At 41.9% G+C, this 24,259-nt stretch carries 21 protein-coding genes and 1 tRNA gene; 10 read left to right on the top strand and 12 right to left on the bottom strand.

Features of this window, described 5'->3' with window-relative positions:
- Window position 1: 1 nt before the first annotated feature.
- Both RMY16_RS10845 and RMY16_RS10840 read right to left on the bottom strand, forming a co-directional pair.
- Entirely contained in the window at window positions 2-619 is a 618-nt protein-coding gene (locus RMY16_RS10845; protein ID WP_322736357.1) for an NUDIX hydrolase, read from the bottom strand.
- Between the two features lie 86 nt (window positions 620-705).
- Entirely contained in the window at window positions 706-1,908 is a 1,203-nt protein-coding gene (locus tag RMY16_RS10840; protein WP_322736356.1) for a phosphoglycerate kinase, read from the bottom strand.
- An 89-nt stretch (window positions 1,909-1,997) separates the two neighbouring features.
- On the opposite strand from RMY16_RS10840, the gene RMY16_RS10835 reads away from it, so the two are divergent.
- Window positions 1,998-2,408: a universal stress protein gene (locus tag RMY16_RS10835; protein ID WP_322736419.1), complete on the top strand. Its 411-nt coding sequence runs from the start codon at window positions 1,998-2,000 to the stop codon at window positions 2,406-2,408.
- Window positions 2,409-2,576: 168 nt separating this feature from the next.
- Here RMY16_RS10835 and RMY16_RS10830 read toward each other — a convergent pair whose 3' ends face one another.
- The 3 genes from RMY16_RS10830 to RMY16_RS10820 form a co-directional block, all read right to left on the bottom strand.
- Window positions 2,577-3,653: a type II CAAX prenyl endopeptidase Rce1 family protein gene (locus RMY16_RS10830; protein ID WP_322736355.1), complete on the bottom strand. Its 1,077-nt coding sequence runs from the start codon at window positions 3,651-3,653 to the stop codon at window positions 2,577-2,579.
- Between the two features lie 437 nt (window positions 3,654-4,090).
- Window positions 4,091-4,801 (bottom strand): GDYXXLXY domain-containing protein, encoded by a 711-nt coding sequence (locus tag RMY16_RS10825; RefSeq protein ID WP_322736354.1) that lies wholly within the window; start codon window positions 4,799-4,801, stop codon window positions 4,091-4,093.
- A gap of 177 nt (window positions 4,802-4,978) precedes the next feature.
- Entirely contained in the window at window positions 4,979-6,394 is a 1,416-nt protein-coding gene (locus tag RMY16_RS10820) for a DUF2157 domain-containing protein (protein ID WP_322736353.1), read from the bottom strand.
- Window positions 6,395-6,557: 163 nt separating this feature from the next.
- Between RMY16_RS10820 and RMY16_RS10815 the strand changes: the two genes are divergently transcribed.
- Window positions 6,558-7,553, top strand: a complete 996-nt coding sequence (locus RMY16_RS10815) for an RsmB/NOP family class I SAM-dependent RNA methyltransferase (RefSeq protein WP_322736352.1) — start codon at window positions 6,558-6,560, stop codon at window positions 7,551-7,553.
- 252 nt (window positions 7,554-7,805) lie between these two features.
- Here RMY16_RS10815 and RMY16_RS10810 read toward each other — a convergent pair whose 3' ends face one another.
- The gene (locus RMY16_RS10810) at window positions 7,806-8,051 is read right to left on the bottom strand and encodes a hypothetical protein (protein ID WP_322736351.1); all 246 of its coding nucleotides are present in this window, start codon (window positions 8,049-8,051) and stop codon (window positions 7,806-7,808) included.
- A gap of 230 nt (window positions 8,052-8,281) precedes the next feature.
- On the opposite strand from RMY16_RS10810, the gene RMY16_RS10805 reads away from it, so the two are divergent.
- Window positions 8,282-10,258 carry an AMP-dependent synthetase/ligase gene (locus RMY16_RS10805; RefSeq protein WP_322736350.1) on the top strand — a complete coding sequence of 659 codons (1,977 nt, stop codon included), beginning with the start codon at window positions 8,282-8,284 and terminating at the stop codon, window positions 10,256-10,258.
- 42 nt (window positions 10,259-10,300) lie between these two features.
- Entirely contained in the window at window positions 10,301-10,750 is a 450-nt protein-coding gene (locus RMY16_RS10800; protein WP_012412623.1) for a YlqD family protein, read from the top strand.
- Between the two features lie 55 nt (window positions 10,751-10,805).
- Here the strand turns inward: RMY16_RS10800 and RMY16_RS10795 are convergent, their stop codons facing one another.
- Window positions 10,806-11,327, bottom strand: coding sequence for a hypothetical protein (locus RMY16_RS10795; protein WP_322736349.1), 522 nt, complete (start codon window positions 11,325-11,327; stop codon window positions 10,806-10,808).
- Between the two features lie 501 nt (window positions 11,328-11,828).
- Here RMY16_RS10795 and RMY16_RS10790 point away from each other — a divergent pair.
- Together RMY16_RS10790 and RMY16_RS10785 are read left to right on the top strand one after the other, a co-directional pair.
- Window positions 11,829-13,124 (top strand): dihydrolipoamide acetyltransferase family protein, encoded by a 1,296-nt coding sequence (locus RMY16_RS10790; RefSeq protein ID WP_322736348.1) that lies wholly within the window; start codon window positions 11,829-11,831, stop codon window positions 13,122-13,124.
- 162 nt (window positions 13,125-13,286) lie between these two features.
- Window positions 13,287-14,177 carry an Rpn family recombination-promoting nuclease/putative transposase gene (locus tag RMY16_RS10785; RefSeq protein ID WP_322736347.1) on the top strand — a complete coding sequence of 297 codons (891 nt, stop codon included), beginning with the start codon at window positions 13,287-13,289 and terminating at the stop codon, window positions 14,175-14,177.
- Window positions 14,178-14,405: 228 nt separating this feature from the next.
- On the opposite strand, the gene RMY16_RS10780 is transcribed toward RMY16_RS10785, so the two are convergent.
- Window positions 14,406-15,587 (bottom strand): RtcB family protein, encoded by a 1,182-nt coding sequence (locus RMY16_RS10780; protein ID WP_322736346.1) that lies wholly within the window; start codon window positions 15,585-15,587, stop codon window positions 14,406-14,408.
- A gap of 373 nt (window positions 15,588-15,960) precedes the next feature.
- Here RMY16_RS10780 and RMY16_RS10775 point away from each other — a divergent pair, with 373 nt between their 5' ends.
- The 3 genes from RMY16_RS10775 (at window position 15,961) to RMY16_RS10765 (ending at window position 17,738) form a co-directional block, all read left to right on the top strand.
- Window positions 15,961-16,848 carry a class I SAM-dependent methyltransferase gene (locus tag RMY16_RS10775; protein WP_322736345.1) on the top strand — a complete coding sequence of 296 codons (888 nt, stop codon included), beginning with the start codon at window positions 15,961-15,963 and terminating at the stop codon, window positions 16,846-16,848.
- The gene (locus RMY16_RS10770) at window positions 16,845-17,573 is read left to right on the top strand and encodes an HAD family phosphatase (protein ID WP_322736344.1); all 729 of its coding nucleotides are present in this window, start codon (window positions 16,845-16,847) and stop codon (window positions 17,571-17,573) included. The genes RMY16_RS10775 and RMY16_RS10770 overlap by 4 nt, the downstream gene beginning before the upstream one ends.
- Window positions 17,574-17,665: 92 nt before the next feature.
- A tRNA-Ala gene (locus RMY16_RS10765) sits at window positions 17,666-17,738 on the top strand.
- A gap of 1,036 nt (window positions 17,739-18,774) precedes the next feature.
- Here RMY16_RS10765 and cas12k read toward each other — a convergent pair.
- A complete protein-coding gene (gene cas12k, locus RMY16_RS10760; protein ID WP_322736343.1) occupies window positions 18,775-20,712 on the bottom strand; it encodes a type V CRISPR-associated protein Cas12k in 1,938 nt (645 codons plus the stop codon).
- Window positions 20,713-20,831: 119 nt separating this feature from the next.
- Between cas12k and RMY16_RS10755 the strand changes: the two genes are divergently transcribed.
- Entirely contained in the window at window positions 20,832-21,044 is a 213-nt protein-coding gene (locus tag RMY16_RS10755; RefSeq protein WP_322736342.1) for a hypothetical protein, read from the top strand.
- 219 nt (window positions 21,045-21,263) lie between these two features.
- On the opposite strand, the gene RMY16_RS10750 is transcribed toward RMY16_RS10755, so the two are convergent.
- The 3 genes from RMY16_RS10750 to RMY16_RS10740 all read right to left on the bottom strand — a co-directional run bounded on the left by RMY16_RS10750 (window position 21,264) and on the right by RMY16_RS10740 (window position 24,131).
- Window positions 21,264-23,222, bottom strand: a complete 1,959-nt coding sequence (locus RMY16_RS10750) for a GmrSD restriction endonuclease domain-containing protein (protein WP_322736341.1) — start codon at window positions 23,220-23,222, stop codon at window positions 21,264-21,266.
- A 100-nt stretch (window positions 23,223-23,322) separates the two neighbouring features.
- On the bottom strand, window positions 23,323-23,637 hold the full coding sequence (locus RMY16_RS10745; protein WP_163929737.1) for a hypothetical protein: 315 nt from the start codon (window positions 23,635-23,637) through the stop codon (window positions 23,323-23,325).
- A 197-nt stretch (window positions 23,638-23,834) separates the two neighbouring features.
- Window positions 23,835-24,131, bottom strand: a complete 297-nt coding sequence (locus RMY16_RS10740) for a hypothetical protein (protein ID WP_322736340.1) — start codon at window positions 24,129-24,131, stop codon at window positions 23,835-23,837.
- Window positions 24,132-24,259 lie beyond the last annotated feature (128 nt).

Here is a 24,259-nt window from a genome sequence, read left to right as displayed (position 1 = left end):
ACTAATCAAAGTCTGTCGGTAAATTTGGTTGGCGATAATGTTGAAAAAGTCGATTGATTTGTGCTGGTGTCACACGTCCGAGAGAAAGTTCTGGTAACGCACCTTCAGAAAAAAAACCTACTTCTTCAGTTTCAATACTTGATGATGGAGAACCACCAATAAGTTCACAGTGAAAAAACAACTTGTAGATATAAAACGGTAATGGTGGATGTCCCTGTTTGTTTCTGTCATAGACTGCTAAAAGTTTGATAGCGCGTGCTTGATATCCCGATTCTTCATATACTTCTTTCACAACTGCCTCACTGGGCGACTCGCCAACATCAGCCCATCCACCAGGTAAAGTCCAGCAGCCGTCTACTCGCTCCTTGACTAACAATATAGTATCGTCACGAAAAATTGCTCCTCGCACGTCAACTTTGGGAGTTGCATATCCGAGTTCACGGCTAAATAAATCGAGGACATAGCTGTGTTCTACATTTGAGTAACTCGCCATGATTTCCGTGGCGATCGCTCGTAATTGTTTGTAACGTTCTATATCATAAACACCGTCAGAATAAGTCAAACCACTTTGAGCGATCGCTTGTAACTTCTGTGCCCATTCCAGCCATTTGGTTTCCACAGTTTTTCTCCTATCTACAGTAGAGGCGCACATCTGTGCGCCTCTAACGATGGTTTAATTACCTGAAAATTGCTGTAACGTCTGTATTAAGCATCATCTAAAGCTGCAATTCCAGGCAATACCTTGCCTTCAAGTAACTCCAAGCTAGCGCCACCACCGGTGGAAATGTGGCTCATTTGATCGGCTAAACCAACCTTTTCCACAGCCGCTACCGAGTCACCACCGCCGATAATGGTAGTTGTGCCAGTTTTGCCAATTTCAGCGAGGGTATGAGCGATCGCTTCTGTACCTTTCGCAAATTTATCAAACTCAAACACACCCATTGGCCCGTTCCAAATTACCGTTTTGGTATCTGCAAGGGCTTCTTGGAAAAATTTCACCGAGTCTGGCCCAATATCCAAACCCATCCAACCATCGGGGATATTCTCAATGCTAACGGTTTGAGAATTGGCATCAGGGGCAAAGTTATCTGCCAATACCACATCTGTGGGAAGCAATAAAGCAACGCCACGTTCCTTAGCTTTAGCTTCCAAAGACTTCGCTAGTTCCAGCTTGTCTTCTTCTACCAACGACTTACCAACATTCAAACCACGGGCTTTGTAGAAGGTAAAAATCATCCCACCGCCAATGATTAGCTTGTCGCACTTCTCCAGCAGTGTTTCAATTACGCCAATTTTGCTGGAAACTTTGGAACCGCCAATAATTGCCGCTAAAGGACGTTGGGGATTTTCAATGGCATTTTGCAGATATTGCAATTCCTTCTCAACCAAATATCCAGCCACAGAAGGGCTGAGGAATTTAGTCACACCTTCAGTAGAAGCATGGGCGCGATGTGCAGTACCGAAAGCATCATTTACATAAAAATCAGCATTAGCTGCCAATTTTTGCGCAAATTCTGAGTCGTTTTTCTCTTCTTCTGGGTAAAAACGGACATTTTCGAGTAACAGAACTTGGCCATTTTGCAGTGCGCCAACTTTAGCTGCAACTTCATCACCAATGGAATCATCAGTTTTAATGACTTCTTGCCCCAGTAACTCAGACAGACGCTTGGCAACGGGAGTTAGGCGTAATTTGTCATCCACACCCTTGGGACGGCCAAAATGGCTGGCGAGAATGACCTTAGCTCCCTTCTGCGTCAAATCTTGGATGGTTGGTAGAGCGGCGCGAATGCGAGTATCGTCGGTAATGTTGCCTTGATCGTCCACAGGCACATTAAAGTCAACCCGCACTAAGGCACGTTTCCCAGAGATATCAGCCGAAGATAAACTTGCTAAACTTTTTTTGGACACACCAAACTCTCCTGATTGCCTTTTTGTTATTGTTTTGAAAGTAGAACCATCAAGATTTTACCGGAGTCAGGGGTACCCAAGTGACAGATATATTTAAGACGGTATTATTTCCTATCGATCAAAGCCGGGAAACGCGGGAAGCTGCTGATGTTGTTACCAACGTAGTCAAAAAGTACAGCAGTCGCTTGGTGCTGCTGTCTGTGGTAGAAGAAGCGCCTCCAGACGCACCTAGCGCCGACGATCCGATGGTGTCGCCAGAGGTAGTTGCGAAACTGCTGGAAAATGCCCAATCTTTATTTTCTGGGCAAGGAATTCAATCTGAAACCATAGAAAGGCAAGGCAAACCAGCTTTTACGATCTGCGATGTCGCTGATGAAATTGGGGCAGATTTAATTATCATGGGCTGTCGGGGGCTAGGTTTGACTGAAGAGGGAGCGGATGATAGCGTTACCACTCGTGTGATTAACCTTTCCCCTTGCCCAGTGTTGATTGTGCCTTAGCAGTGTGTTGCTCAATACTAGTTGTAGTGCGATCGCTAATAAAAAGTTCTGCGGTTGCTATAAAAAGGGGGCTGAGGAAGGTTGTTCTAGATTTAGTAGTGCTAAATAAAGGCATCAATTTTTAGCCTTAAGCAAGCATTATTCTCCTACCTCCTGCCCCCTGCCTCCTTAAACCTTAGCATTCTGAATTTTTTGATTATCTAATTTTCTGATTCTTCCAAAAACAATTAACCAAACTACTACAACAATCCAGTGAATTAATACGATCGCAAATAAAGATCCTGTGAGGGTATATGCAACAGTACAGATAATTCCCAAAAATGCCGCTAAAACAAGAAAAACGCGATTAAAAAATGTAGTAATTCCAGCTTTAAAAAATGTTTTAGCATTCAAGGGATGATACAAAATAAATAATACTAAACTCACTATTGCCCACAAAGACCATTGGAACCAACTGGTAATTTCGCTAGGATGAGGAAGCAAAAAAACGCGAAAAAAGAGTTCTTCCACAATTGCAGGTAAAAATAAGCAACGTAATATTAACAAGCATTTATTAGTCCAATTTGCAGACCAAAGTTCTATCTGTAAAAATCCAAATTTCCAACCATAAGGTAGAGCAAGAATACTATAAATTATCAACAGTACAACAATAACTAACCAATCTTTGAACCTCGGAACTACTAAGGACGCTAAAGTGCGGTTTAAAAGAATTGAAAGTGGTGAAATATTGGTAAAAGGAATCTTAATTTGTCCTAAAAGTGCTGTTGGGGCAATGGGTGTAATATTAGATTCCCAACCACCAACTTGATTAGTTCGCAATACTTGCATAGTTGCGCCATGTTTTAAAAATATTGCGGCTAGGTCGTCATGTGCAAGTCTAGGCATTATTGTTCGCCATGTTGTCAAACCAGCCCAAATACTACGATCTTGAAATGGTTTTGTCGTTTTTCCTCTACCCGTACCTGCGAGTATACCTGCTTGACTTTGCCAATCAGCGCGAACTATACCTAAGGGTGCTAATTGTTGTTCCAAAGATTGACCTAATTCAACTAGCTGCTGAAAGCGTAATGTTTGCGGGTGATTGGGGTTGGCGCGTATCCAAGTTTGAATTTGAGGAGTTGTAGCAACTTGGTTTTTAATTGCCAGTATCGCAGCATAAAGTGCTTGGCTTGCGTCTTGGACACATGAGGTAGCAGGTGATATCATTGCGCCACCAGTTCCATCACCAACTCGATAACGTGCCATTGTTACCTGTAATTGTTGCTGGAATTGCTCTAATCCAGGGCTATTTCATTCTAAGAGGATGTTTGAAAAGTCTGTAGTAGTGTATCAAATATTTGTTTACCCCACCCTAACCCTCCCCTTATAAAGGGGAGGGAACCGGATTTTATTGTTTTCCCCCTTAATCAGGGGGAATTAAGGGGGGTAAAAATGTGATTAAAATTACAGCCAAACACTTTTAAAACAACTTCTAAATGTAGGCGATATATAAGATATCTGGTGAAATTAAATATGCTTTATCTAGAATCTTTGTAGAGACGTAGCATTACTACGTCTCTATATTCTTTTTCACGAAATGTCTAATGAAAAACAGAAAACTCTGAGCGTCGGAAGTCGGCGCTCAGAATTTCAAAGACCAAACTGGCGTGGTGTAAATATGCACTCTTTATTTGCCTAACAGCTTAAAAACGATAGTTGCGATCGCGCACCCACATACTAACTGGCACAGCCTTTCCTTGTGGATCTACTTTCGCCTTGACCACAATAGGTGGTACTTGTCCTCGGCGGGCGCGTTGGGCTTGTAAGTCGTTCCGAATCTGCTGCCGTTGGTTTTCTGGGATGTAATATGTTTCTAAGCCGTAGTTAACGGAACCATCCTGATAAACACCTTTTAAGGCTGCCTGATTGGCTCTAAGAGTTGTGGGGCGATCGCTACTTACTCGTAATGGTCTCCAAGCTCTCGGAACACCGCGATCGGTAGATAATTGCTCTTGCAAAGTCACGTAAATATTGGTTCCTTCAGGCAATCTTCTGCCACTTCCACGACCTCTGCTGACTAATGTTTGCCAACCAGGCAATCTGCTCAAATTTGAGGTACGGGAGATGTTGTAATCTAAGGCTAAGGTGTTACCTTCTATCGCATTGTTAGGGTCTACAGGTACGGTTTGCAAAATCACCGTCTTACCTGTCACATCTGTATAAACTGCTTGGGCTGGTACTGCCATAATTAGCCCTGTTTGCAGCGCCAGGGGAGCAAGTAACCGCCAAAAAGGTAAGGGCTTATTCGATTTTTGTTCAGTAGCAATCAAGTAATCCCGAAAAGTCACCTTACTGGAAAATTCGGCTTCAGGAGACAAGGGTTTATTCTTAGATTCAGAAGAAGTATTAGTCATGAGCGTAGTCCTAAAAAGCAGAGGTCTTGAGGAGGTTAAAAGTAACGAGATTAGGACTAACGCAGAGAAACTTTAAAAACTTTGACGCACAGAGATTTTTAGTTAGGAGTTAGGAGTTAAGAGTTAGGAATTATTCAATTCCTGAATTCTGACTCCTGAATTCTTTCATCTTTTGCCCTACTTTTGACTTGTACTACCACCAGGTAGGCGGCGTTCAAACCAGAGTCCAGCGCTAATTAAAGCAGAACCGCACAGGACATAGACTAGCGACTTAAAAAGTAAGTCGGTGTCGTACTCCTGCACGCGACTGATAATTTGCAGTGTTACTAACAGCATACCGCCCCAAAAGGAACTTCTGTTGCTTAATTTCAATCCTTCTTGAATTAGTCCCCAGGCTAATGTTGCAAGAAGTACATTGAAAATAAAAATGCCAAGTTCATCAATCCGGCTGATAGTTTGATGCCAAAAAGGTACTATTGCAATAAAGACAAGAAATGTACTAATGACAGCAGTTGTGAAAATTACTTCGCGGCGCGGAGGGTTATTTCTTTGGCGCAGTAGAAACAACCATTGCAATACCGCCAAGCCGCTGAGAATCCCCAAATCGATAATCGGCAGAGACTCGAATAAGTTTGTCAAATTCGTTGGCTGATTATAACTATAATCTGGAGATTCCCAGACCCAACGAAAAGACAGAACGTAAAAGACAACGCCGAAGCTTACTAACGCTAAATTACGGGCTAGATATTGAAACAACCTGTAATTTATGGTTGGAAAGAGTAAATCATCATAACTCCAGAATAATGCAGGTGGCAGTGTAAAAGCAAAAGACGCCACCCAAGGAGCTATATCAGCATAATTCAGCAGTGGCAGTGGATTAAGGTTAGCTTGTAAGGAACTAGCAAAAACAAAGGCTGCTAGACCAAAAATCCAACGGGATCGACAGAAGTATGCTAAAGGTACAAATACCAGCCATGCCAACAAAGGCAGATGCTGCACTACTAACCGCGACCAAGTTAGCTCCCCTGAAGCGTACCATAAGTCTTCTAGTCCAGTCCAGTAGCCGATTTCCACAAGGATAATTGACAGAATTCCTAAAGAATTTAAGGACAAACTGAAGGCCATGACCACAACACCGAATCCCCAAGCGAGAAACAGTTGGGAAACTGAACCGACAATATTGAACATCTGGGCCATCAGCAGTAAATTTGCACCGAAGATGAAGGCGCTTAAAATTAGCAACCCCTCTCCTAGTAGGCGTTTGCTTCGTTCTGGCTTCTTTCCTTCAGGTGGCCTCCATCTGTAAAATCCGGTGATGGCGATCGCAAAAAACAAACTCATCATCAGAATAATTTTGACTTCTCGCGATCCCCCCTGCCAGTTTCCTGATACAAAGGTAATTATGCCTAAGCATAAAAGGATGCTACCGATAGCGATCGCGATTGCTTTATTGCGATCGCGTGCAGCAGCTTCCAAGTTTTTAAATTGATAACGTTCTGCTATCTGCTCATACTGCGAAGAACTAATTAATCCTTCATCCCTCCATAATTGTGCTTGTTTGCGTAATTTTTCCTGAAAACTATCTAAGATCATGACCTTCTCCGGTGCAGTGGGGTAGCTTGGCCATTGCGATCCCAATGGCGGTCATTATATTTTGAGTATGAAGCCAAAAGCCTTAATTACATTGTTCTTGTGTAACAGTTTGATTTTGATTTAGATACAACGTACTTCTATTAATTTATAATTGATAATCTTGATGGAAAAACCTTCTAATTTATTACTTAAAGTCTCACGGCGTTTGTTCGCCAATGTAGACGATCAAGAAAAGTTTATTGAGGCTTTAATGAATCCTCAGCCTTTTTCACCTAGTATTCTTTGGTGTCAACAAAAACCAGATATTGCGCCTATGGCAGTGGAAACACCAACAGTTTGGCAACCACAATTTATAGACCGCTTATCACTGGGAGAAAAACCTGGTAAGCATCCCTTGCATGAAAAAGGATATTTCTATTGTTTAGATTTTTCTTCGGTGTTTGCAGCTAGTACTTTGTTAGCTATTCCTGAGTCAGTGCGTTTAGTTTTTGATATGTGTGCCGCACCAGGAGGTAAAAGTATCTTTGCTTGGAGAGCTTTAAAACCTGAATTGCTCATCAGTAACGAAGTAATTGGCAAACGTCTGGGAATGCTAATTTCTAATTTGAAGCGTTGCCAGGTTAGCCCTAGTGCAGTGGTTAATCGAGATTCCAGTATTTTTGCCGAAATGTTTACTGGCTCTAGCAATCTAGTCATAGTAGATGCTCCGTGTACTGGACAATCTTTACTTGCCAAAGGTGAAAAAGCACCTGGATGTTTTCACCCAACTGCTATTAATAAGAGCGCAAATCGACAAAAGCGCATTATAGCTAACTCTGCTAAAATCGTCTCACCGCAAGGTTATCTTGCTTATATGACTTGCACATATTCACCAGAAGAAAATGAGCAGGTTTGTGAATGGTTTTTAGAACGGTTTCCCCAGTTTGAAGCGATAGAAATTACTAATTTAGCCAAATATCAATCGCATTTAATGACAATACCTTGTTATCGGATATTTCCTCAAGATAGATTAGGTGCTGGTGCATTTACAGTCTTGTTTAAAAATACTAATGAATATGAGCCTAAAGAAATAGATTTAAATACAATTTCTTCGTTGTATATTTACCAAAATTTGAAAAATTCAAGTGAGATCATGTCCGTATCATTAGTTAGGACTTAGTTAGGTAACTATATTTAATTAAGCGTAACTCTTCTGTCGTTTTTTTATCACTATAATCAAAGAAAAATTTTAGCCAACTTATATACAAGTTACAGAATGTTCTTTTTCTCTATTTAGAAGGATAAAAGAGCACTAGGGCATCTTACTTAAAGTATCAGCGACCTTGTAAACTAACTCCTTAACAAAATTTAGGTGAGGTAAATAAACTACCTCACCTAAATTTTAAAATATAATTTACAGACTAATAGTCCATCAATTTGGAGAACACTTGGCGCAAAAATCAGGACTGAATTTGCAGTATTGACTACCTGTTACTGGGTAAACTGTACAATAAGGGAAACTTGTAAGTTGAATTTTGGCTGTTTGTAATTTGGAGCCATTTGCCAATGTTTCAGTAAGTTTGGTTTTATCAGCCAAAAGGATAGCTAAAAGCTTCGGTAACGCTATGCAAGCAGCAATATTGAGCAGCGTTAGCATGATGGCGTCTATAAAATTCATAGGTAATCATCTCCTGTGAAACATAGGCGATTGCTGTTCTTAGATGCAAACACAATCCATTGCTTGCACTCTATGTAAATTAACTTTAACATAAATTTTTGTAAATATAAACGTGGAATTCCTGGAATTATCATACACAGAAGGGTATGTGGATAATAAGGATGGATATTGTAGCGTAATAACAAAATAAGCTGGAAAACGATCAGTTTAAAATCTTTAGGTAAGGTGTTATGTCAAAAACCCAAACCGCGTCTTCTTTTTTATCTAACATCAGTGAGCAAGAACGGCAAGCATTAAAGCGCTTGGTAGATTACACAAATGTGGAATCGCTACCAGAAATTTGGCCATTGGCAGCTCAACGATTTGGTGATATTGTTGCCCTCCGCAACCCTCACGCTAAACCAGAAGTAGCGATTACTTATACCCAGTTGGCAGAGCAAATGCAACTATTTGCTGCTGGGTTACAGGCGTTGGGAGTAAAAGTAGGCGATCGCATTTCCTTAATTTCTGACAATAGTCCTCGCTGGTTTATTGCCGATCAAGGCATAATGACTGCTGGAGGCGTTGATGCGGTTCGTAGCTCCCAAGCCGAAAAAGAAGAACTGTTGTTTATCATCGCTAATAGCGGTAGTACAGCGATCGTCGTTGAGGATTTAAAAACACTTAAAAAACTACAAGATCGCCTCAACGATTTACCAATTCAAGTGGTCATCTTACTTTCCGATGAAGCACCACCAACAGGCGAAACCCTAAAGTTACTCAACTTTTCGCAGTTGCTCGAAATTGGGAAAAGCCATAATTTTGTGCCAGTCAAGCAAAATCGTGAGGCTTTAGCAACCCTAATTTATACCTCTGGCACCACAGGTAAACCCAAGGGTGTAATGCTGTCTTATAGTAACTTGATGCACCAAGTGACAACCTTTGGCACAGTATTGCAACCAAATGCAGGCGATATAGTTCTCAGTATTTTGCCTTCGTGGCACAGCTATGAACGAACTGTTGAATATTACCTACTATCTCAAGGTTGTACGCAAGTTTATACCAACTTGCGCTCTGTAAAAGGGGATTTGAGACAATTTAAACCCAACTACATGGTGGGTGTACCCCGTCTGTGGGAATCGATTTATGAAGGAGTGCAAAAGCAGTTTCGCGAACAACCAGCCAAAAAGCAACGCCTAATTAAATTTTTATTGGGCATTAGCGAAAAATATATTAAAGCGCGGCGAGTTGCTCAGGGATTGGATTTAAATAATCTTCATGCTTCAGCCGCCGAACGATTAACAGCTAAGATCCAAGCATCAGCTTTATTACCCCTCCATGCCTTGGGAGAACGACTGGTTTACGCCAAAGTTCGGGAAGCCACAGGGGGACAAGTTAAGCAGATGATTAGCGGTGGTGGTGCGCTTCCCAGACACATAGATAATTTCTTTGAAATTATTGGTGTGCAGATTTTGCAAGGCTATGGCTTGACAGAAACTTCTCCTGTCACCCATGTACGGCGTCCTTGGCGAAATTTGATTGGCGCATCAGGGCAACCACTTCCGGCAACAGAAGCTAAAATCGTCGATCCTGAGACAAAATCGCCTTTACCAATAGAAAAGCGAGGCTTAGTATTGTTGAGAGGGCCGCAAATTATGCAAGGCTATTACCAAAATCCCGAAGCGACAGCGAAAGCAATTGATGCGGAAGGTTGGTTTGATAGCGGCGATTTGGGTTGGCTGACACCACAAGACGACTTAGTACTGACTGGTAGGGCGAAGGATACCATTGTATTGACTAACGGGGAAAACATCGAGCCACAGCCGATCGAAGATGCGTGTTTGCGATCGCCATACATCGATCAAATTATGCTCATCGGCCAAGATCAGCGCAGCCTGGGAGCCTTAATTGTCCCCAACGTCGAAGCCTTAGAAAAATGGGCAGCAAGTCAGAATCTAACGCTGGATACGCTGGGCAATCAGGTGACTTCCTCAGATAGTCAAAAAATTGACTTCGAGAGTAGAATGATCCAGGATTTATTTCGCCAAGAATTGAATCGGGAAGTCCAAAATCGTCCAGGCTATCGACCGGATGACCGCATCGGAACGTTTAAACTCATCCTGGAACCGTTTTCCATCGAAAATGGCTTGATGACACAAACACTAAAAGTTCGCCGACATGTCGTCACGGAACGCTATCGCGATATTATTGACGGCATGTTTGCCTGATCATTCCACCTGCTAACTGTAAAGAGTGAACGTGAAATATTTATGGATGTCTCCAAATCTAATTTGCTTCTGAAACGCGTCGTTAACGTCAAAGTCATTGTGACTCCCCTCTGGAAAGAGGAAGTACAACAGCAGCTGCAAACGCAAATCAATCAACTCGATCAGCAACTGCAACAGCTAGACGTTGAAGGACAAAGAGCGATCGCGGCAATTCAAAAGCAGAGTCTGCAACCACCTGGCCCCCAGACCCTCCAACAAATTGACAATATCCAACTCCAAGTCAATCAAAAGAAAAGTGAATTTTTGGAGCAAAAAAATCAGTTGCTGCAAAATCTTCAGCAAGTGCAGTTTCTCCAGCAAGATCAGGAAGTCAACCAATTCCAAATGGAAGGCTTTTTCCGGGTAGAAATCGGTGATAACCTGATTAGCAAAATGCAAGTTGAAATCGTTCTGCGCGATGGCGTTGTAGAAGAAATTCGCGGCGACATTTAAATTTGTCATTTGTCATTTGTCCTTTGTCATTTATTTTGTGACCAATGACTAATGACTAATCACAGATGTGATTTAACTTAGTTTGAGAGCGGCTCCCAGCCCAACATTCCACCTGGGAGCCAGCCCAAACAATTTGCCACACTGGAGGTGAGCTAATAAAAAGCGATCGCCCAAAGGTTGTCATCTTTGCTCGATATTTAACCGTCCCAACTGAATTATTACCCCGCTTGATTTGTGTAATTGTCACTAACGCCTGATTTGGTTGGGGATAAACTACCTCTATCTTTCGCGATCCTCCCACTGCTATCTCCTCAAAGGCATTCAGGGCGAGGGTAGTAGGATTACTGCCTTGGAGAGATGAGTTAAGTTTTTCTAAAGGTATAGTTTGATAATCGGAACGCTCTGAGAATGCTGCAACTTCCTGAGACTGATGTATTGCTCCCATCTGCTGGGTTTGCTCATCACTAGTCTCAACAATCGGTGCAGATTGTTGGTGCTGGATAATATAAACTCCAGCACCAACCGTAGTAGAGATACTTAATATCACAATCAAAAAGAATTTCAGCTTTGCCGACATAAAAGTAAACAGGAATTTCAAATAGGTTTATTACCAATTTTGAATTCTAAATTGAACTACATCCCATATCCTCTATCCGTGAGAAACTCTTGTATCTTAAGTAGTGGTTATGAGGAATATTAAATAGCAATCCCATTTAATCTGTGAGAAACTCGTGGTGGTTTTTGCAAGTCAATGACTAAAACGAGATCGAGATATTGGCTTGCCATTGAAGATAGCTCTGTATTATAGACTTCTAAGCTATATTTAGGTTCCTAGAGTCATTAGTGAATAGCCAATGCCCTTGAGGAGTGCTGAGTGCTGTTAGCGGTAGCGGGGCATTTAGCCCATGCTGAGTGAGGAATTTTACTTCTTTACTCGGAACTTAGAACTTGGAACTACTATGCCCAATTCCCAATGCCCAACTTAAAATATAAACAGTCTAAAACTCTCCCATCAAGATACAATTCGATCTGACAAAAACTGTTAAAGTCCATAAACCATTGATTTCCAAACCACCCTATGAGCATTCACGAAGTATTTATGCCGGCGCTGAGTTCCACCATGACAGAAGGCAAAATCGTTTCCTGGGTGAAATCGCCTGGGGACAAAGTGGAAAAAGGCGAAACAGTGGTGGTTGTAGAGTCAGATAAGGCAGATATGGATGTAGAAACCTTTTATGAGGGATTTCTTGCCCATATCATAGTTGAAGCTGGTGAAACTGCCCCGGTAGGATCTGCGATCGCCTTCATCGCCGAAACGGAAGCTGAAATTGAACAGGCGAAATCTCTTGCCAATTCTGGCGGTGCGGCTGCTACTACTACCTCTTCCCCGGAACCAGTTGCCGCCACAGCCTCAGTTGCAACACCTGCCTTAGCGTCTCAAAACGGGTCTAACCACAAAGAAGGAAGGCTTGTAGCTTCACCTCGTGCCCGTAAGTTAGCCAAAGAATTCAAAGTTGATTTAACTACACTCCAAGGCAGTGGCCCCCACGGGCGCATTGTCGCCGAAGATGTAGAAGCATTGTCTAACAAAGGCAAGCAACCCACCCCAGTTGCTCCACCAGCACCCGTACCAACCAGCACCCCAGTTGCCTCCCCAGCGCCTCGGACACCGGCATCCGCACCCGTAGCGGCGGCTGTTCCTGGTCAAACCGTACCTTTAACTACCTTTCAAAATGCCGTAGTGCGGAACATGGTAGCTACCATATCCGTGCCCGTCTTCCGTGTCGGTTATACAATTACCACTGATGGGTTAGACAAACTTTATAAACAAATTAAATCCAAAGGCGTGACAATGACAGCGCTACTGGCGAAAGCTGTAGCAGTGACATTGCAAAAACACCCATTGTTAAATGCTAGCTACTCAGACCAGGGTATTGTTTATCATTCTGATATCAACATTTCTGTCGCAGTAGCAATGGATGATGGCGGATTAATTACACCTGTGCTGCAAAATGCAGACGCAGTGGATATATATTCTCTATCGCGTACTTGGAAATCTTTGGTAGAACGTGCGAGGACAAAACAACTACAGCCTCAAGAATACAACAGTGGTACTTTCACCCTGTCCAATTTGGGGATGTTTGGCGTAGATAAATTTGATGCGATTTTGCCGCCTGGACAAGGTTCAATTTTAGCGATCGGGGCATCCCGTCCGCAAGTGGTAGCAACACCTGACGGTTTATTTGGCCTGCGACAACAAATGCAAGTCAATATTACTTCTGATCACCGGATTATTTACGGTGCCCATGCTGCGGCGTTCTTGCAAGATTTAGCAAAATTGATTGAGACAAATCCTCAATCTTTGACAATGTAGTTTTGAAAAAACACCAAATTTAAATGTTAGCGCTATCAGCGAGCAGCAGTTTTTCGTAGAGTAGCGCTAACAAGAAACAATACTTACACTTAAATTTTTTATGGACAAACTATGTGGCGATATTACGTCTCTACATGAGTTTATGTCCAAACTGATATCAAAGTGACATACGACAACACCCTGAAATATCTGGTTGAGGAGTATCCAGAAGATTTTATCCGCTACTTACTCGCATCTGAAGCAACGGATATCCAGATTCTCAAAACAGAATTAAATCAAGAGCCAATTCGTGCCGATTCAGTAACATTTTTGCAAACTGCTAATCAAATACTGCATTTAGAGTTTCAAACCTTACCAGCATCAACTCCACCCTTGCCACTGCGGATGTTGGACTATTGGGTGCGACTATATCGACAATACAATTGCGATATTGAGCAGATAGTGATTTTTCTTAAACCGACAACTTCAGAAGCTGTCTTTATAGATCAATTTACTGCCCGCAATACTACCCACCGTTACCGCGTCATCCGAATTTGGGAACAAGATCCAGAACCTTTATTGTTATTTCCTGGTTTATTACCTCTAGCAACTTTGGCGCGAACAGATTCTCCTCAAAGTCTACTCCAACAGGTAGCAGTTCAGGTGAGTATGATTGAAGAAGAAGCCACCAAACAGAGTATCTCGGTATGTACCCAACTTTTAGCAGGGTTAGTATTCGAGCCAGAACTAATTCGTCAGTTTTTGAGGAGAGAAGATATGAGAGAATCTGCGATTTATCAAGAAATTCTTGAAGAAGGACTGCAAGAAGGTAGACAACGAGGTATTGAACAAGGTATTGAACAAGGTATTGAACAAGGTATTGAACAAGGAAGACAATCAGAACTACGGCTAGTGATGCGTCTATTAACTCGTCGGCTTGGTTCAATTAATTCTCAGTTACAATCTCGGTTGCAAGAGTTGTCCTTGGCTCAGTTAGAGGACTTAGGTGAAGTATTACTAGATTTTGTCAGTGAAGCTGATTTGATGAATTGGCTAAATACAATAGAAAATTAGAGTTTGCTCTAAACCTTTCTATCAGTTATAAAAAAAGTTAGATTTTCGTACCTAGCTCGTAGACTTTGCACCCTAATAATTGGGCAGCCTCGGTCATTAATTTATTTTCGTTAGCGCTAGCAGATAGCTCTATTTGTTCAATCGATTCACTTAAAACAATCATTTATTCCTCAGAGTACCTCTGCGTTTAAAAAAATAAAAAAGGTGGGTATTACCCACCCAACAAACTTATCCCTTCACACAAAGAACTTGCTTGAGAGTCGCTACAACCTCAACCAAATCCGCTTGATTTGCCATAACTTGCTCTATTGGCTTGTAAGCACCAGGAATTTCATCTAACACACCCTCATCTTTGCGGCATTCAACGCCATTTGTTTGCTCAATTAAATCATCAAGTGTATAGACATTTTTTGCCTTATTTCTAGACAACAAACGCCCTGCACCGTGAGAGCAAGAACAAAAACTATGAGCATTACCTTTACCCTTCACGATGAAAGATTTCGCCCCCATCGAACCAGGAATAATCCCATAATCTTCAGTTTGGGCGCGGACTGCACCCTTACGAGTAACGTATACATCCTTATCAAAATGCACTTCTTTTTCGGCGTAATTGTGATGACAATTAACCTGCAATAAAGGTTTAGTTGCCTTCCCACCTGCTAAATACTTCTCAACTATGTGCTTAAAACGCGCCATCATCACATCGCGGTTGACACGCGCATAGTTTTGTGACCATTGTAAATCGTGCCAATATGCCTTGAATTCTGGCGTACCAGCGACAAAGTGAGCCAAATCTGGGTCAGGCAATTTATTACCTGCCATTTTTGCTAATTCTCTAGCTGTGTGAATATGACACTGGGCGAGTTTATTGCCAATGTTACGCGAACCAGAATGCAGCATTAGCCAAACTTGATTCTCTGTATCGAGGCACACTTCAATAAAGTGATTTCCTCCACCCAGAGAACCCATCTGTTTCATTGCTTTACCTTGTAGGTCTTGCACACCACGATGCAAGTCTTTAAAATCATCCCAGTGTTGCCAATTGCTGACGGATTTTTCAACGTCTTTGTTTTCGTTGAATCCAGTCGGAATTGCTGCTTCAATATCCAGGCGGATTTTCTTTAGTTTACCTTCTAGTTGTTCGGCGGTAAATGCTGTTTTGATCGCGCTCATACCGCAACCAATATCCACACCGACAGCAGCTGGAATAATTGCCTCTTTGGTTGCAATTACAGAACCCACTAAAGCACCTTTTCCTAAGTGAACATCTGGCATTAATGCCACGTGTTTAAATACAAATGGTAATGATGCCACATTCTTGGCCATCTTGGTTTCTTCTGGGCCCAAAGAGTGATTTGCCCAAGATAAGACGGGTGCTGGTGTGGTAATTTCTAATTTTTCGTAGGGCATAATTTTTTCTATTTTGGATTTTAAATTTTAGATTTTGGTGAGGCAGTGCGGTCTTAGGGGTTTCCCCCATGAGCAACTGCTGAACCCGTAGGGATTTGGTATAGGGCAGTGACACTTATCGGTATGACATATAACCCATTACCTAGTTAGTTGTAGCAATTTATATGTTGTATTGTCTTTCATTTAGCTCCCTGAATTTTCGTGAAGCTGAAGAACTACTTTTAGGAGTTACATCTTTATACTACAAATGTAACAAAATTGATTACAAGGGTCAATCTATCACCACAGGGAGAAAGCAAATATTTTCCCAATGTATTAAAATTTGTAAAGAAAATCACTGTGTTTAAATAGCTCCTTAAACTTCCGACACAATATGGCAGTGCGTCAAGATACAATCTGGGAACGTTTTTTATCCCCTGTAGTGCGTCTTTTGATTGATGAAGATGGGTTACGGCGTTACGCTGATAGTATTAATTGGGAAAAAGAGAGCGATCGCTATCGACGAGATGATGTCATAATTCCGTCGTACTACAGTAATCAAAACTTTCATGGTATTGCTGGCGGATATCTCAATTCCGATGCAGCAGTTACTTACGATCCGGTTACTCAATACGTTCTACCGCCTAATGAAGGTATTGTCCGTCAAGCTTTAGTTGATGCCGTCCAAGTGAAACCACGGCGCATACTCGATTTAGGTTGCGGTACTGGTTCCACTACTTTAATGTTAAAGCAGGCTTTCCCTGAAGCGGAAGTTATTGGTTTGGATTTATCACCTTATATGCTGGTAAGGGCGGAAGATAAAGCTAGAAATGCTGGCTTGGAAATAGTCTGGCGACACGGAAATGCTGAAAAAACTGGTTTGAGGGATGCAACATTTGACTTAGTAACAGCTTCTTTGCTATTCCACGAAACACCAGATGCAGTGTCACTAGGAATTTTGCGGGAAAGCTTCCGGTTGCTGGTAACTGGAGGACAAGTATTAATTCTAGATGGGAATCAGAAGACTCTGCGTCAGTTAGAATGGCTCAATGATGTTTTTGAGGAGCCATATATTCGTGAGTATGCTGCTAGTAGTACAGAAGCGAATATGGGTGCAGCCGGATTTGAAGCAGTGCGATCGCAGGATGTATGGTGGATAAATCAGGTAACTAGCGGCATAAAACCAATAGCAACCGAAAATGTCCGTCATTATACTCCCACATCAGTAGATAATAATGATTTGGAGGGACTTGGTTCTCCAGCGTTTGGCATAATGGCATGAGTTTAAAGGCAGTTCTCTTTGATTTTAATGGTGTCATCATTAACGATGAGCCAATCCACCTGCAACTGATCGATGAGATTCTCATTCAAGAAAATCTCCAACCCCAAAAGGTAAGCGAGCGTCAAGCTTCTTTAGGACGCAGCGATCGCGCTTGTTTTGGGCAACTACTCGCTAATCGTGGTAGAGTAGCCAATGAAACCTATTTAACTCAGTTGCTATACCGCAAAGCCCAAGCTTATACGGTGGAATTAGAGAAAATAAAGAAACTGCCTTTATATCCAGGTGTAGAAGACTTAATATTTCAGGTGCGATCGCACAATCTGAAACTAGGATTAGTCAGTGGCGCGATTCGCCAAGAAATAGAACTGGTACTCAATCGCGCTAAACTAGCTGAACATTTTAAAATTATTGTCGCAGGTGATGACATCACCACCAGTAAACCAGAACCCGATGGTTATCTGCTAGCAGTAAAACGCCTAAATAAAGAATATCCTGAATTGAATCTTCAACCATACGAGTGTCTGGCAATTGAAGATACTCCAGCAGGTATTGAAGCCGCGAAGCGATCGCAAATGCAAGTTGTTGGTGTAGCGAATACTTACCCATTCCACATGCTCCAGCGCTGCTGTAACTGGACTGTTGATTATCTCAGTGATTTGGAACTCGAACGGGTGCAAAAAGTTTATTCCCAAAAACAGCCTCAACCATCGGTAACTGAATGCTAAAATAGTCAATGGTGATGGTGAAAGAGTATTGATCTCAAGAGTGATATTTCTCATAACTCAGGACTCAGCACTCATAACTCAGCACTGATTAAGGGGAATTAGCTCAGTTGGTAGAGTGCTGCGATCGCACCGCAGAGGTCATCGGTTCGAATCCGTTATTCTCCATGTGTACTGTACATTCGCACATTATATGTCGGTGTTCGCAAATTAATGTCGCTTTTTGCAAATTAAGGTCGATTTTGTAAGTTTGTGTCACTAATTTTAGTATATTAGGTTTTCGCAAATTAATGTCGTCTTATTCCATCATTAGCTGTCAAACTTACCACAAGGAAATTATTTTTCGCTGACATTTGTTCGATCGCAGCACTCCTTTCAACCCTCCTAATAACTTAGTTATACTCTTTAACCATTTTAAAATCTGGTTAGTGCGGAGTACATAGTTTTTATTGCTTATTTTTTCAACCTACCCCTAGCCGGGATGGTTGTTGAAACATAAATTTCGATTTTCCCATCACGAGATGCCCAAAATTCTTTCAACCCACCCCTAGCCGGGATGGTTGTTGAAACCGAACTATATCAAAATATTCCAATATACGCCCGACTCTTTCAACCCACCCCTAGCCGGGATGGTTGTTGAAACTTCGAGTAACTTTTTTTGGCATGTGGATGCTTGGCTTCCTTTCAACCCACCCCTAGCCGGGATGGTTGTTGAAACTCGACCCGTCTATACCCTTATCAGTACAGGCTTCCAAACTTAAATTTGGCAGCGCAAGTACATAAATGGCTTTTCGTTCCTCTAACTAGAGCTTATCTTCGTGTCTAAAAGACTGAAACTAAGTCTGGACAAAGGTTTTATTTTTTGGCAGGAGGTCTGGGGTTTTCACCCTTGCTTCGACATGCCAAAAAAATATTTAGGAGGGTTCCCCCGACGAAGGGGGTGATTCAGTAGCCACCACTGCGGTAACCCGTACCGTTGCTAGCAACGGCTATTACTTTTTCAAGCTTTACTTCTTATTGCAGGGAGCGCACCTATCCTGTCTTGCGACAGCAGCATCAGAAGCGGGCAGCTACCAGGGTCAGAAAGCAAAACGGTCTGACAACCGTCAAACTAACCCAGATTTTTCACAGTACATTGGCTCTAAAGAACATGAACTGCGGCGCTATTATTCTTATATTATATTTTCAAGGTTCAGTGTTTTAACTAAAGCACCTTAACTTGGCGCTGTTGATAAGCAAACAAAGCTAATTCTCTGGCTTGTTCCTGTTGGCTGTCTCTAATCGGCTGTGAGCCGCTTTCGATATATATTCCACTTTTTGCAGCTTGGGTTTGAATACTTTCGATTAATCGACCGTAGCTCCAACGGTGGACGCTGATACGATAATCTTTGGCATAGTTTTGTTGACCTTCCTTGTAACCTGGAATTTTTTTCTCTGCTTTTGTTTGAACCTCGCTTTGAATGATTTCTCGCATATCGCGGAGTTTGGGTAGAACAATACTGCCAGCAAAGTAAGTTTTTGCGATCGCAACAATCGCATCTGCCAGTAATCTATCAACATATTGCCCTAACTCTGATTCTCCGGATGAGTTTGGCGCATTTTGTTTCTGCGCTTTGTGACGTTCGTGTGAAAGACGTTGCTGTTGCTGTCGCTGGCGGTTGAGAAGATTGTAGTTGTCACCGAGTAGTTGTTTAACGCTGCGATAAGTCAGAACTTTATTGTTGGCAGCATCTACCACAGCAACTGTTGCTGGTTTATCTAGACCCAAACTGACACCAACCAAAATATGAGATTTTCCTTGATACAGAGGTTTACTGGGACGACCAGGAAAAGGGTTGTTAAGTTTGCGCCTCTGAGTTCGTTCCCTTTCTAGACGAGGTAGCTGTGTCTGACTGAGATTACCTTTTTGTTCCATATTCTGAATGGTTTTCTCAGCTTTGTTGATTTTCTCAAGGCGAACTAGTTCTGTTTCCTCTTGTGTCCACAAACGTGTTTCTACAGAGCATTGAAGAATCAAGTGGTGAGTTTCCCACGGCTCCTTTGTACCCTTTTGTTCCTGCCAGAGTAGACGTGCAGAACGTAGAATAAATAGCCCAGAAGAATATGTTTCATCCTCATCATGCCAAATTTGCCAGTCTTGACAGAAGCGTTGAAAATAATGAAACTGGCGAGAATCGCAATAAACCTCAAATTTAGGTTCATCTATTAGTTTATTCAACCCATTAAATTTGACAAAGATACGACCTTTATCGTTTGTCAACCAAGTTAGGTCTGTATTAGTTTCATAATCAACAGGATATGGTATATAGCTATTTCCTTTCAGGAGGATAGCTTGCCAAGATTTAGCTTCATCTTCATTCCGAGGGACTTGATTAACTGCCTCTGACAAAGTTTCTAGCCATTTTTCTCCTGTTAAATCTCGTCCCTTGGGTTTCCGACTGTTGATTTGATTTCTTAAACGTTCAATTTCTATTTCTTTTTTACGCCTACTCTTAGCATATTGCTCGGGATCTTCATCAACCTCACTTACCTGACATTTATTTTTGAGCAGATAGGCAAGGGCGCACCGAGATAAACAGTCTTCTGTTTTTTCGTAAATATCAAATAATCCACTGAAAAGCGTAGTGTTTGAAGAGTCTTTTTTATTTTTTTTAGTCTTATTGCCTTTTTTGATTTTGGATTGCTTATTTTTATCCTGGGTAAATTTGGCAACAAATGAAATCAAAATTTCAGTAGCTTTGGCGCGAATAATATCTAAATTACACTGACTTTCTTGCTGTAATTCTATATCGCTTTTCAACATATTTAGCCAGCGTTCTTTTCCTTTTATTTGGCGCTGTCGTCGCTGTTGTAAGGCGAACCAAGACTTATAAACTTCCTTAACTAGAGTAACTGCTGATGTGTAAAAACGACCTGGCTGGTCAGCAAAACGGTCTTCTATTTTGAGAGAGTTGCATATTGTTTGGATAGTGTTTTTAGGCACTTCACCTTTTTCTAACCAAGTCTCGAAATCAGGATGTTGTCCTAACTGTTCTAATAATTCATTAATAAGCGGCGTGTTTTTATCAGCCATCAGTTCCCACAGGTAGCGAAGAGTTGCTTTATCAGCAACTAGGCGACAGAGAATAGTGATAAGGCTCATGGTGTGTTGTGTGGCGTTGACGGAAGTTGCTCTCTTAGTCTTTGACTGGTTTTGCTACCTATCTTTATTATAAGCGCAATAGCGCAATAGCATAAAAGCTTTTTAGCGCAAATGTACTTTTGTTAAAAGGCTGTGCAACAATTAACCCCGAACCAAGGCATGATGTGGAGATGGCAGAAGAAACGAGAGAAGTTCGGGGAAGAATTCCTAAAGAATTAAAAATTGCTTTTGAAATCGCTTGCGCTCGTCTAGAGTTCACACAGACAGCAGCTTTGGAGGAGGCGATTAGGGATTGGTTAAAAAAGAAAGAGTCCGCTGCTAATGAAAAGTAGCAGGACAGTTGTGGAAAGCGATCTCTTTCCACAGCTTCAAAATTGGTCAATAGTATAGTAACGTTGCAGCCCCTAGTAACCTTTTCTATTGGTGGCAGAGACTCGTTACTAATCAGTGTTGCTTTCAACTCATGTTCCACTCGATTAATATTAAAGGGCTTACTCATGGCTTTTGTTTTGGTTTGCACTTAAGTTTGACTTATAGCAAAGTTGTAATGACTACAAATAGTTCTTGAATAAACTTTCTGAATTCAGTCTGTTAATAAATCTGTTTTGATGCTTTCCGCCTAAATCCTCTAAAGCCTCAATGTATAAGCACTTACCCATTCCCTTGCCGATTAACTCCAACAATGCCTTTGTCCGTGCTTGGAAAAATCCCTCAAAGTCATCTCGTCGCAGAGTTTCGGGATCTATGGCATGAGATCGCAATATTTGATCAAGTCTTTGGGGTGATACGCCAGACATCTCAAGCTCTTGAAGGTAAGCTGAAGGTGGTTTACTACCAATCTTTTTGTTTGTTTTGGCACTTAAAGGAGTGCGGTTGACTAAGCAGTTATATTTTTTAGGGTCGATACCTTGCTTTCTGCACCAAGCGATGGGAAAGATGTGGTGAGAATCAATCTGTTCTTCAAAATAAAGCACATCATTGATTTCTTCGCCTGTAATGAAATCAATTGCCCCAGAAAGTCGCAGCAGGGCTGATAAACCTTGGTAAACTGCACCATAACGCTTTCTTACGGTCAGTAACCGCTCTGGGAAGAAATTGGCTTCTTGGATTGTAGACGGGAGTGAACCCCCTTTTTGCAGCCATAGTGGCATTTCTACTACATCTCGTCCTGTACGTGTTTCGTGCCAACCCGTATACATCTCACTGAACAGCCCACACCAAAACCAACGTTCCAGCATTGAACGAGACTTAACAGAGCGAGAACGTTCTCCTAAAACAGCCAAAATTGCCGCCAAGGCAACTAGTTGAATCGGATAAGCCAAATCCATTGCGTCAAAAATTTTCTGCCCATGCAGGAATCTGGCTGCTTCCTCAAATCCTGTGGTAACTTTATCAGCCCAGGTAGAGTATTCTGGAATGGAAAGTTTTAAAACATCTCCACGACCGCAAGATACACCAGGCAATTTGTCTAAATTGCCGCCTTTGTTAATGGCTTCCATTCTCCGCACGTAGCCAGCTACTAAAGTTACGGCTTGCACAAAGTCAGTGTTACGGACTAAACGTAATACTTTAAATTGCTGAAAACGAGCTTCCCGCAGTTTCCAATCGTCTCTAAGGCTGAAGTCATTGGCGCAATAGCTGGAACTCATCAAATCGAAGTAGTTGAGGTCACAGCCGGAGGTGTTGGTATCTTCAAACACTTGGCAGACTGCTTCTTTGGGTAAGGAGTCCCGCAGTTGGATTACTGGTATTTGATAATGCTCAAATTTCTTGAGTACCTCCAGTTCTAAAGTATCGATAAGTTCGAGCTTTTGAGCATCATATTGCCAATATTTAGAATATTTACTTCTCCATTCCGAAAAGAAGAAGATTTTTGATAATGGGAATAGTCCTGCTTCATACTCATTTTCTGGAGTGGAACAGTCTATAATTTCACCACCAAATGTTCGGAGTTGTTTTGATTCCGGGAAAGCAATAATAGCACTGCGGCGGTCGATGTTATGGTCAAGGGATTTGGCTATATCGAGGTAGTACCATTTTTTTATCAGCTTTTGGCTTTTTTGGTCTTTAATGACAACGGGTTGTTCCGACAGCAAAACCATAAATGAAGTAGTTAAGCGTTGCTGACCATCAAGAATTAACAGGTTGGGCTTATCGTACTTTGGCTCTTTAACGTTATCGATGAGGCGGGGTTTGAATTGGACTTGCTGGTTACTTTGCTGGAGCATCATGACTGCACCAATGGGGTATGCAAGAGAGATGCTGGCAAGTAGACGGCGCACACGAGCATCATCCCAAACCCAATCTCGTTGAAAATCTGGCAGTTGGATGCGTCCAGTTTTTATATCTTTTAAAATATCAAGTAAAGGATATTTTGTGATATCAAATGTGCTGATAGAATGCATTTGCTGTTCTGAAGTTACTGCCCTTTGTTCAGATACTGCTGCAAGCGCAGGTAAATTAGTTTTATTTTGTGAAATACGAGCAACTTTAGGATGATAAGATGTCACTTATTTTCACGCGAATGAATACAGATGTAGGACAGAATAAAACGTCCCTAGCTGTATGAGCAAGAGGTTTTATCACGAGTTACTCGTAAATCACGAACAGTTAGTTAGTAAGAAAGTTGGTAGGCAAAATTATTTGTTGGCTGATAACCAGTTGTTTAAATTGATTGAGTAAATCAGCCTGTCGCAGCAGGAAAGGAATGTAATGGGGTCGTCTGTCGAAGTTGGTTCCCCAGTCTTTGATGGTGTGAGGACTTAACCCTGTGGCTTGTGCCAGAGCATTGATACAAGCTTTACGATAACCTCTGGCTGGGTCAATATCTACCCACCTACGACAATATTCCATCGGCTCCAAAGGCAGCTGACGGATAGCATCAATCCTCTGCTCTTCTGGACTAGGGGAAAGTCTCACAAGCAATCTTGGCTGGTAATGGATGGGCAAGTACCAGATGAAGGCTTGAGTGATTTTATATTGGCAATTGCCTACTTTCAATTTGTTGATTCAAAAGTGTAGGCAAATGCTGTTGTTCTCAAGCGGCAGTCTAATACAACAGTCTACAGATTAAGAAATCTCTGCCCACAATACCAGTACTTTAGTCGGAAAATCCGATTAAATTATTTTTGCGGATAATCAGGTGGTAAGACTATTTTCCTGATCTGGTTAAGCATATCCGCCATTCTGAGAACGTGTAAAACGTGATCTGGTCGCCTTTCAAAGTTTGGGCCCCAGTCATTAACTGTACGTGGACTTAAGCCTGTAGCCTCGGCTAGAGCCGTAACACAAGCTTTGCGATAACCACGTTCATCTGAAGGTACTTCAACCCATCGCCGACAGTATTCTAGAGGCTCCAAAGGTAGTCTACTGAGTACGTCGATTATATATTGGGTTGAAAGCGTATCGCTGTCTATCACCTTTTGTCGCTGTGGTTGTGGGAAGAGTCGGAGTTCACGACTATACTAATACTAGTGTTCCTGCTTGCGATCGCCAAATAAATAGAACTACTTAGAAAAACTGGAAGCTTTAGTATTTTTTCTGCTGT

Origin of the sequence: Nostoc sp. DedQUE12b (assembly GCF_034530835.1) — a bacterium.
GTDB lineage: Bacteria > Cyanobacteriota > Cyanobacteriia > Cyanobacteriales > Nostocaceae > Nostoc.
Note: the sequence above shows the minus strand (reverse complement) of the source record. Positions and strands in the feature narration are given on the sequence as shown.